This is a genomic window from Pedobacter ginsenosidimutans, from assembly GCF_001442625.1.
Lineage (GTDB): Bacteria > Bacteroidota > Bacteroidia > Sphingobacteriales > Sphingobacteriaceae > Pedobacter > Pedobacter ginsenosidimutans.
This window is the reverse complement of sequence record NZ_LMZQ01000003.1, coordinates 51,520-67,166: the sequence shown is the minus strand read 5'-3', so window position 1 is coordinate 67,166 and position 15,647 is coordinate 51,520. Positions and strand designations below refer to the sequence as shown.

12 protein-coding genes are annotated in these 15,647 nt (G+C 38.8%); 8 read left to right on the top strand and 4 right to left on the bottom strand.

The genetic code is table 11. The features are described from left to right. Positions 1-86: 86 nt before the first annotated feature. Positions 87-977 (top strand): EamA family transporter, encoded by an 891-nt coding sequence (locus ASU31_RS04280; RefSeq protein ID WP_083505269.1) that lies wholly within the window; start codon positions 87-89, stop codon positions 975-977. 197 nt (positions 978-1,174) lie between these two features. Continuing rightward, positions 1,175-1,738, top strand: a complete 564-nt coding sequence (locus tag ASU31_RS04275; RefSeq protein ID WP_057931158.1) for a hypothetical protein — start codon at positions 1,175-1,177, stop codon at positions 1,736-1,738. A 237-nt stretch (positions 1,739-1,975) separates the two neighbouring features. Here ASU31_RS04275 and ASU31_RS04270 read toward each other — a convergent pair whose 3' ends face one another. Beyond that, positions 1,976-2,824, bottom strand: a complete 849-nt coding sequence (locus tag ASU31_RS04270; protein ID WP_057931157.1) for a hypothetical protein — start codon at positions 2,822-2,824, stop codon at positions 1,976-1,978. 341 nt (positions 2,825-3,165) lie between these two features. On the opposite strand from ASU31_RS04270, the gene gcvP reads away from it, so the two are divergent. Then, complete coding sequence (gene gcvP, locus ASU31_RS04265; protein WP_057931156.1) at positions 3,166-6,042, top strand: aminomethyl-transferring glycine dehydrogenase; 2,877 nt, start codon at positions 3,166-3,168, stop codon at positions 6,040-6,042. Positions 6,043-6,749: 707 nt separating this feature from the next. Here the strand turns inward: gcvP and ASU31_RS04255 are convergent. Both ASU31_RS04255 and ASU31_RS04250 read right to left on the bottom strand, forming a co-directional pair. After that, positions 6,750-7,067, bottom strand: coding sequence for an eCIS core domain-containing protein (locus ASU31_RS04255; protein WP_057931154.1), 318 nt, complete (start codon positions 7,065-7,067; stop codon positions 6,750-6,752). Between the two features lie 46 nt (positions 7,068-7,113). Beyond that, positions 7,114-7,563, bottom strand: coding sequence for a hypothetical protein (locus tag ASU31_RS04250; RefSeq protein WP_057931153.1), 450 nt, complete (start codon positions 7,561-7,563; stop codon positions 7,114-7,116). Between the two features lie 318 nt (positions 7,564-7,881). Here ASU31_RS04250 and ASU31_RS04245 point away from each other — a divergent pair, with 318 nt between their 5' ends. After that, positions 7,882-8,469, top strand: coding sequence for a YceI family protein (locus ASU31_RS04245; RefSeq protein ID WP_057931152.1), 588 nt, complete (start codon positions 7,882-7,884; stop codon positions 8,467-8,469). Positions 8,470-8,874: 405 nt separating this feature from the next. Here ASU31_RS04245 and ASU31_RS04240 read toward each other — a convergent pair whose 3' ends face one another. After that, positions 8,875-9,642, bottom strand: a complete 768-nt coding sequence (locus tag ASU31_RS04240; protein WP_209434955.1) for an MBL fold metallo-hydrolase — start codon at positions 9,640-9,642, stop codon at positions 8,875-8,877. A gap of 112 nt (positions 9,643-9,754) precedes the next feature. On the opposite strand from ASU31_RS04240, the gene ASU31_RS04235 reads away from it, so the two are divergent. The 4 genes from ASU31_RS04235 (at position 9,755) to ASU31_RS04220 (ending at position 15,397) form a co-directional block, all read left to right on the top strand. Then, entirely contained in the window at positions 9,755-11,080 is a 1,326-nt protein-coding gene (locus ASU31_RS04235) for a sulfatase-like hydrolase/transferase (protein ID WP_057931150.1), read from the top strand. Between the two features lie 102 nt (positions 11,081-11,182). Further along, positions 11,183-12,883 (top strand): single-stranded-DNA-specific exonuclease RecJ, encoded by a 1,701-nt coding sequence (gene recJ, locus ASU31_RS04230; RefSeq protein ID WP_057931149.1) that lies wholly within the window; start codon positions 11,183-11,185, stop codon positions 12,881-12,883. 82 nt (positions 12,884-12,965) lie between these two features. Continuing rightward, positions 12,966-13,706: an LPS export ABC transporter ATP-binding protein gene (gene lptB, locus ASU31_RS04225; protein ID WP_057931148.1), complete on the top strand. Its 741-nt coding sequence runs from the start codon at positions 12,966-12,968 to the stop codon at positions 13,704-13,706. A gap of 173 nt (positions 13,707-13,879) precedes the next feature. Beyond that, positions 13,880-15,397, top strand: coding sequence for a GH3 auxin-responsive promoter family protein (locus ASU31_RS04220; protein WP_057931147.1), 1,518 nt, complete (start codon positions 13,880-13,882; stop codon positions 15,395-15,397). Positions 15,398-15,647 lie beyond the last annotated feature (250 nt).

Below are 15,647 nucleotides of genomic sequence, written 5' to 3'. Positions count from 1 at the left end.
ACGCAAAGTTAGGTGCATCGGTTTAATCAAGCGCTGCGCTTCTTTGCGAAAACCTTAGTGTCCTTTGCGGTTAAATATTGAATTTTATGTTAAAAGGAATTCTCCTTGTTTTTTTTGGTGCCTGCAGTTTTGGTATCCTCTCTACTTTTGTTAAACTGGCTTATCATGAAGGTTATACGCTGGGTGATGTTACAGGGGCTCAGGCTTTCTTTGGTGCCGTAATTTTATGGGTACTATTTTTCTTTCAAAGCAGAACAGCTGGTTATAAGGCTAAAGCGATTGTACCTAAAACCCCTTGGTGGAAAATGATAATCGCAGGAACATGCACGGGCTTGGTGAGTATTTTTTATTATCAGTGTGTAAAGTTGGTGCCCAATTCGGTGGCGATTATTTTGTTAATGCAGTTCATTTGGATGAGTATTTTAATGGAATACCTAATTTTTAAAAAGAAACCAACAGGTTTACAGCTTTTGGCAATTCTCTTGGTTTTGGGCGGAACAATTTTAGCAAGTGGGATGGCCGAAACAAGTATCGAAAGCATGGATCTTAAAGGGATAGGTTTCGGTTTATTGGCTGCAATTTGTTATGCCGGCTTTTTATTATTGAGTGGTAGAATTGGAAATGAATATGCTCCATTGCAAAAAAGTGCCTTGATGATTACCGGTGCCTGTATATTGATCTTCATTATTTTTCCGCCAACATTCTTATTTAACGGTGCTTTAAATGGTAGTTTATTAAAATGGGGATTAATTATCTCAGTTTTTGGTACGGTTATTCCTCCTTTATTTTACGCAGAAGGCGTGCCCAGAATTGGAACAGCCATAAGTTCGATATTAAGCGCTGCAGAATTGCCCGTTGCCGTAATGATGGCGGGTTTTGTGTTACAAGAGCAGGTATCGTTTTTAAGGTGGGTTGGCGTTGTAATAATTTTATCGGCGATGGTTTTGCCGAATCTTAAATATTTAAAGCGAGATTAATCTAGTTTTTTACCGCAAAGTACGCAGAGTGAAGACGCAGAGGGTGCAAAGCAGGGCTTTGGAATTTATTGTTGGCCTTGAATGCAACTTAGCGTTCTTAGCGCCTTTGTGGTTTAAGCCTTAAAGATTAATAAACTTCGCGTTCTTTGCGGTTAAACTAAAATTAAATATCTTTAAAAAGCATAAAGCATATACACATGAAAAAACTTACCATTTATATTTTATCCTTTATCATTGTCGGATTAACCGCATGTAAAACCAAAACTACCATCAATCAGGATGAGGCTGCTGAGGTAATTACCGATTATCTAAAAGCCAATCCCGAATATAAAACCGCCAGGTTTAATTTTGGGGAGATCAAATTCAACAGCACAAACGATATGTTCGAGCTTGGGAAATATAAATCCTTAGCGAGTAAAGGTCTGGTTTCATTAAGCTTAAAGGAAGCAAAGAAAAAATTCTTATCGAAAGATAGCAGCTACGTTTATCAGATCACTTTAACCGATAAGGCAAGTCCGTTGGTGTTGAAACAGGACGGTGACAAAGCCACTGTAAAAGTTGTAGAATATGTTTTATCAGACGAAAAACCTGTCGATTTTGCACAGGTAAATTCGAGCACCGCAAAAGTTACGGTATCACTTAAAATGACAACAACAGATTTCGAACCCTTTGATAAAGATGCCAATAAAAACAGCAACTTCATTACCAAAACCTATAAATTAAAGTTGAGTAAAGATGAGGGCTGGAAAGTGCAGAAGTAGATTTAAAGACTAAAGCTGAAAGACCAAAGATAAAAGCGTAATACCTATTGCGCCCTGCAGCCTCTGTTTGTTATAATGCCCGTCGTTTTTAAACCCTACAGCAGTGAAAATCCTTTTTGTTTACAGCAACCTTGAATAAGTTGATATGATCTCAAAAAGATTGTAGCAAATGGCGGGAACAAACTTGAATTTTAGTACAGCCATTGCTCTTCAAACCATATGATATGAAAAAATTAATTACGAATTCTTTTTCAATAGATAGGTTTTAAGCTTCTTAAAAAAATCTTCTTTTTTAGGCCTTTCCTTACCGTTATGGGTTAAATTGTTGTCGTAATGGTTTAGCAGTTCTGCAGCATAGTCTTTTTGAGGTTGACTACCCGACTTTAACAGTTCGATAAACCGAACGGCATTGTGATTTAGGGTGCTGTTAAATGAAACGGCATAATACTCGCTCCGTTCTGATGGATTTCTATTGTTGTTGATTTCCTCCGCGCCGTTTTCTGCAAAGTAATCGGCATGAAGAATCAAAGGATTTAATTTTTTCAACCTCCTGGTGCCTTTACGCTCATTCCGCCAGGGATGTTCTTTTTTATAGAGCTGGGCAAGTAGAAAATCTTTTTTCCAAAGCGTAATCTGGTGCGACATTAAATAATTTGAAGCTTCATTATCGATCTCCGCAATATTAAATCCTTCAATAAAATTAGTGGTTTCTTTAGTTTTATAAACACCAGAACTATGAAGTTTAACCTGTTGCCAATCGTTTTCAATTGCCTGTTCGAACAGTGCTGTAAAGAACTTAGGATTTACAGGTTTGCTTAACCACATATCTTCCTGGAAGTAGAGTACATATTCTTCGTCTATATTACCTAACAGCGTTACCAGGCGATCGGCCCATTCGCCTTTGCCCGATTTGATGTTGGTGAAGCCATTCACATCAGCGTTTTTTATTTCTGTAGCGAAATAATAATTGCAAGGTATTTTAAAATCCCAGTTTTCTGAGAAAGTGTAATCAAAACCTTTATAAAGAAATTCATAACTATCGCAGGCATGAACTAAAAGTGCGACGTTATTTTTAAATGTTGACATAAAAACGTGGGGTAGATGCTTTTCAAATTTATGCAAATGCTTTTTTTCTTTCCTTAGGTAGCTTCTATTTTACATTGGAGGTGTTTCTGGCCTCAGCCTAACAGACTACAAAAGATCGAAGTTGATGGGTTAAACAGATTTTAATTTCAGTACACGTCCCGCTTTCCAAATAATCGGTTATCCGTTTAAAAATGAACAAACGTTTGTCTTCTTGTTTGTGCACAAAATCTACCAATTTTGTCGCTTTTAAGTATGAATAAGACGCCTTTTTTACACTGATTGATAGTGAAATACAGCTTCGTTTTTGTTACCTTTGCACGCAAATTTATTATTCATACCGCATGAGCTTAAATATCCATTACAAGGAAGATTTTCAAAATCGTCATATTGCACCAAATGAGGCAGATACAGTCGAAATGTTGCAAGCTGTTGGCGTAAATTCTATTGATGAGCTGATTGAACAAACTGTTCCGACGGCAATCAGGTTAAAACAACCTTTAAACTTGCCTGCAGCGAAATCAGAAACTGAATATCTTGGTGCTTTAAAACAAACTTCATTGTTGAATAAAGTTTTTAAAAGCTTTATCGGACAGGGTTATTATGATACCATTACCCCGGGTGTAATTTTACGTAATGTATTCGAAAATCCAGGATGGTACACACAATATACACCATATCAGGCGGAAATTGCACAGGGTCGTTTGCAGGCTTTGTTAAATTTCCAAACGATGGTTATCGATTTAACCGGAATGGAGATTGCCAATGCATCTTTATTGGATGAAGGTACTGCTGCAGCTGAAGCGATGTTTATGCAATATAGCTTGCGTAAAAATCAGGCGGCTAAAAAGTTCTTCGTTTCGGAATTGCTTTTCCCTCAAACGATCGATATTTTAAAAACTAGAGCTAATCCTTACGGCATTGAACTGGTGATTGGAAGTCATTTAGATTTCGTAGCTAGTGAAGATTTCTTTGGCGCAATTGTTCAGTACCCGGCAGGGAACGGTGAAGTTTTCGACTACAAAGATTTTGCATCGGCATTGCACAATCAAAATATTAAATTAACGGTAGTTGCCGATATTTTAAGCTTAACCTTGTTAACGCCTCCGGGCGAGTGGGGAGCTGATGTGGTAGTTGGAACTACCCAGCGTTTGGGTATACCAATGGGTTTCGGTGGACCACATGCTGCATTTTTTGCAACTAAAGAAGAATATAAACGTAACATCCCGGGTCGTATTATCGGTGTAACCATCGATAGTCACGGCGATTATGCTTTACGTATGGCTTTGCAAACCCGCGAACAGCATATCCGTAGAGATAAAGCAACATCAAACATCTGTACTGCACAAGCATTGTTGGCCATTATGGCTGGTTTTTATGCAGCTTACCATGGTCCGAAAGGACTAAAGGCCATTGCAGAACGTACACACGGTCTGGCCATCAGCTTAGCTTCTACATTGAAAAGTTTAGGCTTTGAGCAGTTAAATTCTGCTTATTTCGATACGATCCGTTTCGATTTAGGCGATTTAAAAGGTGGTATCCATTCAGGATGTATTGATAACGAAATCAACTTAAATTATGTTGGTAACGTTGCAACTATTTCGTTTGATGAAACTAGTACTTTCGAAGATGTAGCTTTAATTGCTAAAATCTTTGCTAAAGTTAAAGCCATTGCTGCCGATCAGGTTGAGGTGGTAGAAAATGTAGAAACAGTTATCCCTGCGTCATTACAACGTACTTCAGCCTATCTAACACACCCAATCTTTAATTTGCACCATTCAGAACATGAAATGTTGCGTTATATCAAATCATTAGAAGCTAAAGATTTATCGCTTTGCCACTCAATGATTGCTTTGGGTAGCTGTACCATGAAATTAAATGCTACTGCCGAGATGATTCCTGTTACCTGGTCTCACTTTGGTCGCATCCACCCATTTGCACCTGCCGATCAGGTATTGGGTTATTATTCGGTTTTTAATGAACTGGATAAATGGTTAAGTGAAATTACCGGTTTTGCCGCAATGAGTTTACAGCCAAATGCTGGTGCCCAGGGCGAATATGCAGGTTTAATGGTTATCCGCGCTTATCACCACGATAGAGGCGATTTCCACCGTAATGTAGCGTTAATTCCTGCTTCGGCACACGGAACAAACCCTGCTTCTGCTGCAATGGCCGATATGAAAATTGTTGTGGTTAAATCTTTAGAGAATGGTAACATCGATGTTGAAGATTTAAAAGCGAAAGCAGAATTACACAAAGACAACTTATCGTGTTTGATGGTAACTTATCCATCTACTCACGGCGTGTTCGAAGAAAGTATTATCGAAATCTGCGAAACCATCCATGCTAATGGCGGACAGGTATATATGGATGGTGCAAACATGAACGCACAGGTTGGTTTAACAAGCCCGGCGAATATCGGGGCCGATGTTTGTCACTTAAACTTGCACAAAACTTTCTGTATCCCTCACGGTGGTGGTGGTCCTGGTATGGGTCCAATCGGTGTGGCAAAACACCTGGTTCCTTATCTTCCGGGGCATGCTGTGGTTGATATTGATAAAGGAAAATCAATTTCTGCAGTTTCATCTGCACCATGGGGTTCGGCTTCGATTTTGATTATCTCTCATGCTTATATCGCTATGATGGGCGCTGAAGGGTTAACCAATGCTACCAAATACGCTATTTTAAACGCAAACTACATGAAAGCGCGTTTAGAGCAACATTATCCAGTGCTTTATTCAGGTGCTCAGGGCCGTTGTGCACATGAGATGATTTTAGATTGCCGTTCGTTCAAAGCTTTCGGAATCGAAGTAACTGATATTGCAAAACGTTTAATGGATTATGGTTTCCACGCCCCAACAGTTTCGTTCCCGGTTGCGGGTACTTTAATGGTTGAGCCTACAGAATCGGAGCCTAAACACGAGTTAGACCGTTTCTGTGATGCCTTAATCGCGATTAAAAACGAAATTACCGCTGTAGAAAACGGCACTTTAGATAAAATAGATAACCCATTAAAGAATGCTCCACATACGGTTTCGGTAATTACCGCTAACGAATGGGATCATGCTTATAGCCGTCAAACAGCTGCGTTTCCGCTTCCTTATGTGTTAGAGCGCAAGTTCTGGCCATCAGTTGGTCGTGTTAACGATAGCCATGGCGATAGAGCGTTAATCTGTGCTTGTCCGCCGATTGAGAGTTATTTAGAAGAGATCGTTCCTTAGTAAGGTTTAAGCTATAAGGCCGAAGGTTTAAGGTTTTTGCAGGGTGCGTAAAGCATACAGCAGAAAATCTTAAACCTTTTTTTGTGATTGTTATGCTGAACTTTGTTGAAGTTAAGAAGAGATCTTTTATCGCGATATCGTCATTTCGAGCGGACCCGATAGCTATCGGGTGCAGCGAAGTCGAGAACCACGAAGTGCTCAGCGCAGCTAAATCTATCACAAGATAGATCTCTCCATTCCACTGCGTTTCAGTCGAGATGACGATTTTTCTTATGAATATATCAATGGAAGATGCAAAGCATTTTTTTGGAAATGAATGCCAGTTTTCCATCGGAGGCAGCAGTCCTGCCATTCGCTTCAATCTTTTTGAGAGTTCTGCTTTCGTTATCGTCATTGCGAGGAGGAACGACGCGGCAATCTTTTACTGTAAGTGCAAACAAAAAGGATTTTTGCTGTTGTCAGGTTTAGGAAGGAGTGGCTGGGGTGTAAACCAATTCAGCGATAGCTGTATTTAACTAAACGGGTGCGTTATTGTAAAAACGAAGTGCAATAATATAAAGTTTGGATGCATTAATATAAATCACAGGTGCCTTAATATAAATTGCGGGTGCGTTATTATAAAAACAAGGTGCGTTATTATAAAAAGCGGATGCATTAATATAAAAGCCAAACGCAGTAATATAAATAGCGGGCGCCTTATTTATAATTTAAAGATCAGCCGCTTTCGATCCCATTTCATCGGCTTCTTTTTCTAAACCTGCATTATCGTTAACAATCACCTTGGGTTTTAGTTGTGTTGTTGATTTAACCCTACCTTGTTTTTGCTGCACCACATGCCATGCTTCGTGCGGTAAATGTTTTTCCTGATCGGCAGCCAAATGAATATCAGTACCCTGAGCATAGGCTAATGCATTTAATTGTGCAGGTCGATCCGAATTCGTGTGCACTTTCACGCCATCCATTGAAATACCTGAAAGCGCTTCAATGCCTTTTTTTAAATTATCGGGTAGATTTTTCTTGGACATGATTTAGCTGCCGATTTCAATACCTTTTATAGATCAAGGGTTCTTCCTATTTGAATAAACCTTCAGAATTAACATTATAGCCTAAAACTTTAATCTGATCGTTTTCTGCAGTTAAAGTAACGGTTTCTTTTGCCTGAAATTTTGCCCTTTCTACAATATAATAGAGCACGTAACTCGCTGATGCATTCGAACCTCTGATCACTTTCGTTTCCCAGTGATCTAGTTTTTTGCTTTCTATTTCACCTAGCTTGTTGGCAGTTCCGGTTAAATAATCCTTTAATTTTTGTGCACTGGTTACTGCTTTAAATTGATTGCTAAGAAGAGGGCTTAGATTTTTCAAATCATTTTTCTCAACCAAAGTATAAAACTGATCCGCTACTTTCTCTGCATCTTTTTTATCTTCCTCGCGGTTTAAATAAGTGCTGTTGAAATTACAGCTGCTTGCAATTAGTAATAAGCTGAATAAATATAATGAAGCGTAAATTTTATTTTTCATGAGCATTTAATATTATTCTCTAAATATAGAAGATTATTTTTTCTATGAACAGTATAGAATAAAATTAAGCATGATAGGTAGGTAGTAAATATTTGCATTTTTTAGGCGATGCTAAGGAAACCCTCTGCCTTAGACCTTCAGCCTTCTACCTTTCTTTATTCACATAAAAAAGTAAACAAATTAAACCTTCCCCATAATTCTACAGTCAATAGAATGATTTTAAATAAATCCGATTATTTTTGAAAAAACTTAACATAGGTCAACAACAGTAAATCGGGAGTTAGTCTATATTTGTATCAAATTTTAAAAAACCAGAAAATGAAATTAAAAATTAGCTCAATTTTTTTATTAGTGGCAGTTGTAGCATTGTCAGCTTTTAAAAACCCAACTAAACCAGTAACTTATACTGTAGATGCAGCAAAATCGACCATTACTTGGGTTGGTAAAAAAGTAACAGGTTCTCACAACGGAACTGTAGCTTTACAATCAGGTACCTTAGCCGTTAACGGTAAAAGTGTAACTGGTGGTACATTTGTAATTGATATGGCTTCAATTAAAGATGCTGATGGAAGCGCTAAATTAGAAGGTCACTTAAAAGCAGACGATTTCTTCGGTACAGCTAAATTCCCAACTTCAACTTTCGTAATTACTAAAGTTGCTGGTTCAGGAGCAAACGTAACTGTAACAGGTAATTTAACCATCAAAGGCATCACTAAACCATTAAGTTTCCCTGCAACTGTAACTGTAAATGCAGATGGTACAGCTTCGGCTTTAGCAGGTAAAATCGTTGTTGACAGAACTAAATACGACATCAAATACGGTTCTAAATCATTCTTCGATAGCATTGGCGACAAAGCAATTGATGATAACTTCGAATTAGCTGTTAAATTGGTAGCTAAAAAATAATTATTTCCGTCTTTGAAAAATTAAAGCTCAGGCATTGGCCTGGGCTTTTTTTGTTTAACCGCAAAGAGCGTTAAGTTTTTACCACAGAGTGCATAGAGTTTTACACAGAGAACACAGAGACCCTATAGCTATAAGCACCCAACTTTGTGTCTTTCTCAGTGGTAAAAAAAGATTCTATTTTGTTTAACCGCAAAGAGGGCTAAGTTTGACGCGAAGGAGCGCTAAGTTTTTACCACCGAGTGCATTGAGTTTATACACAGGAACACAGCGTTATTAAGAATTCTAAATGCACACCCAGCTCTGTGAGCTTTGTGTCCTTTCTCTATGATCTTTGGGGTAAAAAGAAACAGCTCTGGGTACTTTGCGTTTACTCTTTGCGTGCTTTGCGGTAAAAAACGACTAGACTTATCTAATCCTAAATCCGCCTTCAACAACATCAACAAAGCCAGTGGCAGCGCTTTTGCCATGGTAGAACAAACATTCCCAATTTTCTTCGGCTGCTCTTTTGCCAAATTCCTTGCGTAATTCCATTGCCTTACGGCCATCGAAATCGTATTTGGCAATAAAATTTTTAACCAGTTCTTCAGGTTCAGGCAGTACATCGCCACCAAAAAATATCTTTTGTTTACCTTCTGTTAATAGGAAAACCTGGTGGTTGGGACAATGCGCACCTGTAAATTCGTAAGCAATGGTTTCATCCAATGCGCCATCGCCCTCTACAAATTTTAATTGTGCATTGCGTTGTACAAAATCGAAAATATCGGTGTGGTAAGAAGATGAAGTGCTGCTAAATGCTGTTTCCCACTCGCCACGGTTAATTACATATTCTGCATCGGGGAAACTTAATTCAACTTTATCGTTGCCTTGTTTGTGGATCATGCCCCCAGAATGGTCGTAGTGTAAATGCGACATTAACACCTTGGTTACATCAGTAGGGTCGAAACCAGCATTGCGAATATTCTTATGTAGAATCAGCTCGCCATGGTCATCACTAAAACCTAAGCCAGTATCAAAAAGTATCAGGTCGTTCTTCAACTCAATCAAAAATGGCTGAACGTTAACAAATAGTGATGCAGGCCTGTCTTTAAAATGATGTATGGCGGGGTCGAAAGGCACAAATTTCTTTGTAGCATCAACAGAATAGGTACCTTCGAATAGAGTGTGAACTTGCAAAATATAGATCTTTAATGTTTCTACAAAGGTAACAATCTAATCATTAGTATTTGTTTTGGTAAAAGCTTGGATACTTCCTTTTTTTGTAAAATATGATGCTTAAATTTCAGGCATGAATCTCCGAATCTTAATTTTTCTGCTGGCGTGTGGTTTTTCGATACAATTAAAAGCACAACAAAAACCAAACATAATTATTGTATTGGCTGATGATATGGGTTATGCTGATATATCGTGTTATGGAAGTCCGCTGATCAAAACACCATTTTTGGATGGAATGGCTGCGAAAGGAGTAAAAGCCACAAACTTTGTTACCACCTCGCCAACCTGTACACCATCAAGGGCATCTTTGCTTACCGGAAGATACTGTAGCAGGATGGATTTGCCTTGGCCGATTGGTCCGGGCGATAAACGTGGCATACCTGAAGATGAAATTACCATTGCACAGATGCTTAAACAATCAGGCTATGCTACCGCTTTGGTTGGTAAATGGCATTTGGGCGATCATGGTGTTTCACTGCCAAATAAAAAGGGATTTGATGAGTTCTATGGCCTTTTATATAGCCACGATTACAGAGCGCCTTATGTTAAAACCGATACGACAATCAAGATATTTAGGAATACCAAACCAGAGATCTATAAACCACACGATAGTATTTTAACGAGTTCTTACACCCGCGAATCGATCAAATTCATTAAACAAAGCGCTACAGCTAAGAAACCATTTTTTCTTTACCTGGCGCAAAATATGCCGCATTTGCCTATAGCTTTTGCAGCACAAAAAAGTAGAAAAACACCTTCTGCTGGTGGTGAACTTGGCGATGTGATTGAAGATATGGATGCCGGTTTAAGTGCAATCTGGAAGCAGGTGGTCGCTTCCGGACAGGCAGATAATACTATTTTTATCTTCACCAGTGATAATGGTCCGTGGATTAACGCACCACAGCGCATGTACGACGATGGTTTTACCAGGTTTTACCACGTGGGTTCGGCTGGGATTTTTAGAGGCTCGAAAGGGATTTCATACGAAGGTGGCCATCGCGTTCCTTTTATTGTGTACTGGAAAGGCCATACCCTTAGTAATACCCAATTAACCAGGCCCATTTCAAATCTGGATGTTTTTCCTACATTGGCTGAATGGACCAAAAGCAAATTACCTCAAAAGGTGTATGACGGGGAATCTATTTCTGCCCTGCTAACCAGTAAAAACAATACTAAACCTCACCGCCCGATTTATTACCACAATTATGTTTTAGAAGGCGTAAAAGATGGCGATTGGAAGTTGAGGATTACCAAAAAAGACACTAAAGAACTTAACGAACTTTACAATTTATCATGGGATCCGGCAGAGCGTGTAAATTTAATTGATGATGCAAAGTATGTCGATCAGAAAGCGCATTTGATGAAGCTTTATCAGGCATATCCCGGAAATTCGAAGTAAAGTTTAACTTTTTGTTTTTAAAGGTTTTGTTCGCCAACCCATTAGATATTGCCTCCATCATATCCAATTAAAATGTATATTTACTGTTCGGAGACAGAATAAATGGAAAAAAGATGGGTGCTGGCATCAGATTGCAATGATGCCACGATAACAAAAATAGCAGAACAACTTAATGTAGATCGCTCACTTGCACAAATACTCGTACAGCGGAATATTTGTGATTTCGATCAGGCCAAAGATTTTTTCAGGCCAGATCTTGACCATCTTCATGATCCTTTTTTAATGAAGGATATGGATGTTGCTATCGCCCGCATCGAAACCGCACTGTCCAATCATGAAAAAATACTGATTTATGGCGATTATGATGTAGATGGTACAACTTCGGTTGCACTGGCTTTCAGTTTTTTTTCGCAGCTTACTAAAAACATCGAATATTATATTCCCGATCGCTATCTGGAAGGTTACGGCATTTCTACTGCAGGGATTGACTATGCAAATGAAAATGGATTTTCTTTGATTATTGCCTTAGATTGCGGAATAAAATCTATCGATAAAATTGATTACGCTAACACTTTAGGTGTCGATTTCATTATCTGCGATCACCATTTGCCAGGAGATGAATTGCCGCGGGCTATCGCCGTTTTAGATCCTAAACGTGCTGATTGCGCATACCCTTTTAAAGAACTGGCCGGTTGCGGTATAGGCTTTAAACTTGCACAGGCATATGCGCAAAAACATCAGCTCCCTAAAGAAACTTATCTGCAATATTTAGATTTGGTAATGGTAAGCATAGCTGCCGATATTGTTCCTGTGGTTGGCGAAAATAGGATTTTAGCTTATTACGGCTTAAAAAAATTGAATTCCAATCCATGCGAAGGTTTACGTGCCCTAATGGAAGTTTCGGGCAAAACCGAAAACTATAGCATTACCGATGTGGTTTTTACCTTAGGTCCGCGGATTAATGCCGCAGGAAGGATAGACCATGCTAAACATGCAGTTGCCATGTTGCTTTGCCAGGTAGATGGAAACGCATTAGAGCAGAGTGAACTGATTAACCTTAAAAATACTGAGCGTAAAACCTACGATCAGGACATTACCCGAGAGGCTTTGGCTTTAATTGGCGAAAGCGATATCCTGATCAACAAAAAAACTACTGTTGTATTTAACGAAAACTGGCATAAAGGGGTAATCGGGATTGTGGCCTCGCGTTTAACTGAAAAATATTATCGCCCAACAATCGTATTAACAAAATCTAACGGACATGTAGCAGGTTCCTGCCGATCGGTAATTGGTTTCGATTTGTACGAAGCTTTAAGCGGTTGTGCCGATTTACTGGATCAATATGGCGGGCATAAATTTGCCGCAGGTTTAACCATGCAACAGCATAATGTAGATGCCTTTGCTGATAAGTTTGAAGAAATTGTATCGGCCAGTATTACAGATGAGTTGCTTACGCCGATGATCAGGATTGATGCCGAAATCGAGCTGGCGCAGATAGATGGTAAATTCTATCGCGTTTTATCACAGATGGGACCCTTCGGGCCAGAAAATATGGCGCCTATATTTGTTACCCATAACGTATATCTCGCACAACAAGCTATGGCGGTTGGCGCAAATCATTTAAAAATTAACATAAAACAACAAAATTCGCCTATTTTTGAAGGCATTGCATTCGGGTTGGCCGAATTTCAAAATCTTTTACAACCAAAGGTACCGTTTTCGGTTTGTTATACGTTAGAGGAAAACGTGTGGCGTGATAAGAAACGTTTGCAATTAAATATTAAAGGAATAAAAGTTAATTAACTATTTCCAAGGTGTCATCCTGAGCCCGTCGAAGGACATTTCGACAAGCTCAATGTGACAGACCAAGGATAGCATTCAATATATGATATTAAGAGCCGAAAATCTGGTTAAAAAATATAAACAGCGTACTGTTGTAAACAATGTTTCTTTTAATGTAAGCCAAGGGGAAATTGTTGGTCTTTTAGGCCCGAACGGTGCCGGAAAAACAACTTCCTTTTACATGATCGTTGGTTTAATTAAACCAAACGAAGGCCGTATCTTCCTGGAAGAAGAAGACATTACCGAAGATCCGATGTACCGCAGGGCGCAAAAAGGAATCGGTTATTTAGCCCAGGAAGCATCTGTTTTTAGAAAACTTACCGTCGAAGATAATATCCTGGCCATTTTGGAAATGAGCAAATTGACCAAGGAAGAACAGCGTGATAAACTCGAAGAACTGATCAATGAGTTTAGTTTACATAAAGTGCGTAAAAACCGTGGCGATTTATTATCAGGAGGTGAACGCCGCCGTACCGAAATTGCACGTGCTTTAGCCGCTAACCCTAATTTTATCTTATTGGATGAACCTTTTGCGGGGGTAGACCCAATTGCGGTAGAGGAAATCCAGAGTATTGTTGCTAAACTGAAACATAAAAATATAGGCATTTTAATTACCGATCATAACGTGCAGGAAACACTGTCGATTACCGATAGGGCGTATCTGCTTTTTGAAGGTAAAATTTTAGAACAGGGTGTTCCAGAGGTGTTGGCAGAGAACGAGATGGTAAGAAAAGTTTATCTTGGATCGAACTTCGTACTGAAACGTAAGAAATTTGATGTTTAATAACTTAATCACAAACAAAAGTATTTCTGCTAACAAACAAATTCTAATTTGGTGTGTTGCCTAATCGCGATGTTAAAACAAACTGCTATAAAATTATTTACGCTGTATAAAAATCTGTGCTTATCTGTGAAAATCTGTGGTAAAATGAAGCTCATTAATTTTAACATTTTAAAATGGCATTTGTAAATTCAATTTTTACCTGGTTAATGAAAAAGCGGATCCACCAGATCGAGCTTTTTATGAAATATCCGTACGATGTTCAGGAAGAATGGTTTCATAACTTGATTGATAGCGCCGAAAATACCGAATGGGGCAAACTGTACGATTATAAATCAATCTTAACCCCACAACAATATCAGGAACGTGTTCCGATTCAAAACTACGATACCTTAAAACCTTATATTGAGCGCATGCTTAATGGAGAACAAAATATTCTCTGGCCATCAGATATCAAGTGGTTTGCAAAATCATCGGGTACCACAAGTGATAGGAGTAAGTTTATTCCTGTTTCTCCAGAATCATTGGAAGAATGCCACTTTAAGGGAGGTAAGGATATGCTCTCCATCTATTGCAATAACCGTCCCGATAACCAGATGTTTACCGGGAAAGGATTGGTTTTAGGTGGAAGCCATCAGGTTAATCAGTTAAACGAAGATTGTTTTTATGGCGATTTATCCGCCGTGCTGATCAAAAATCTGCCCATCTGGGCCGAATATTACCGTACACCTGATATGTCTATCGCATTGATGGACAATTACGAAATCAAGATGGATAGAATGGCCGAGGCCACCATCAATGAAAATGTAACCAGTATTTCGGGTGTGCCCACATGGACTATTGTACTGGCCAAAAAGGTGCTCGAACTTACGGGAAAGCAGAATTTACTGGAAGTTTGGCCAAACCTCGAATTGTATATCCACGGGGCGGTAAACTTCGCACCTTATCGTGAACAGTTTAAACAGCTCATCCCATCCGCCGACATGTATTATCTGGAAACTTATAATGCCTCTGAAGGATTTTTTGGTATTCAGGATCAGGATAACTCAGAAGAAATGTTGCTGATGCTCGATTATGGTATTTTTTATGAATTTGTGCCAATGGAGAATATCTGTGAAGAAAATCCAAAGGCATTGATGCTGGGTGAAGTAGAACTGCATAAAAATTACGCCATTGTTATTTCTACAAATGGTGGCTTATGGCGTTATATGATCGGCGATACCATTCAATTTACCTCACTTTCTCCTTACCGCATTAAAATTACCGGACGTACCAAACATTTTATCAATGCCTTTGGTGAAGAAGTGATTATCGACAATGCAGAACAGGCTTTAACCAAAGCTTGCCAGGAAACCGGTGCCGAAATTAAAGATTATACCGCCGGACCAATTTACTTTAAAGATGAAAAGGCGGGTGGGCATGAATGGATTATCGAATTCGATAAACAACCCAATGATTTTGAAAAATTTGTCGATATCATGGATCAGACCTTGCGTGAGGTGAATTCTGATTATGATGCCAAACGTTTTAAGGATATGGCTTTAGCCCGTCCCAAAGTACATAATGCGCCCGCAAATACTTTCTATAATTGGTTAAAGGCAAAAGATAAACTGGGCGGACAGCATAAAGTACCACGTTTAGCCAATGAGCGTAAATATGTTGATGATATTTTGGAGATGATGAAATCTTCTTAAATTTAATAAATCTCATTTAGGCGTGTCAGTCTTAGGGATAATTTATTATATAAAAATCAATTTGAATGACAGATAGATAAAGAAGGTGAATGGGCTCGAAGTATCGCCATTTCGACCACAATGTTCCAAAGGAACTCCTTCGGAGGAGAAATCTTTCAAAGTTGATTAATTTGGTACATAGATCTCTCTATTTCGCTGTGCTACAGTCGAGATGACGACTATTCTATTGAAATCTGTCAATGTTAGCATG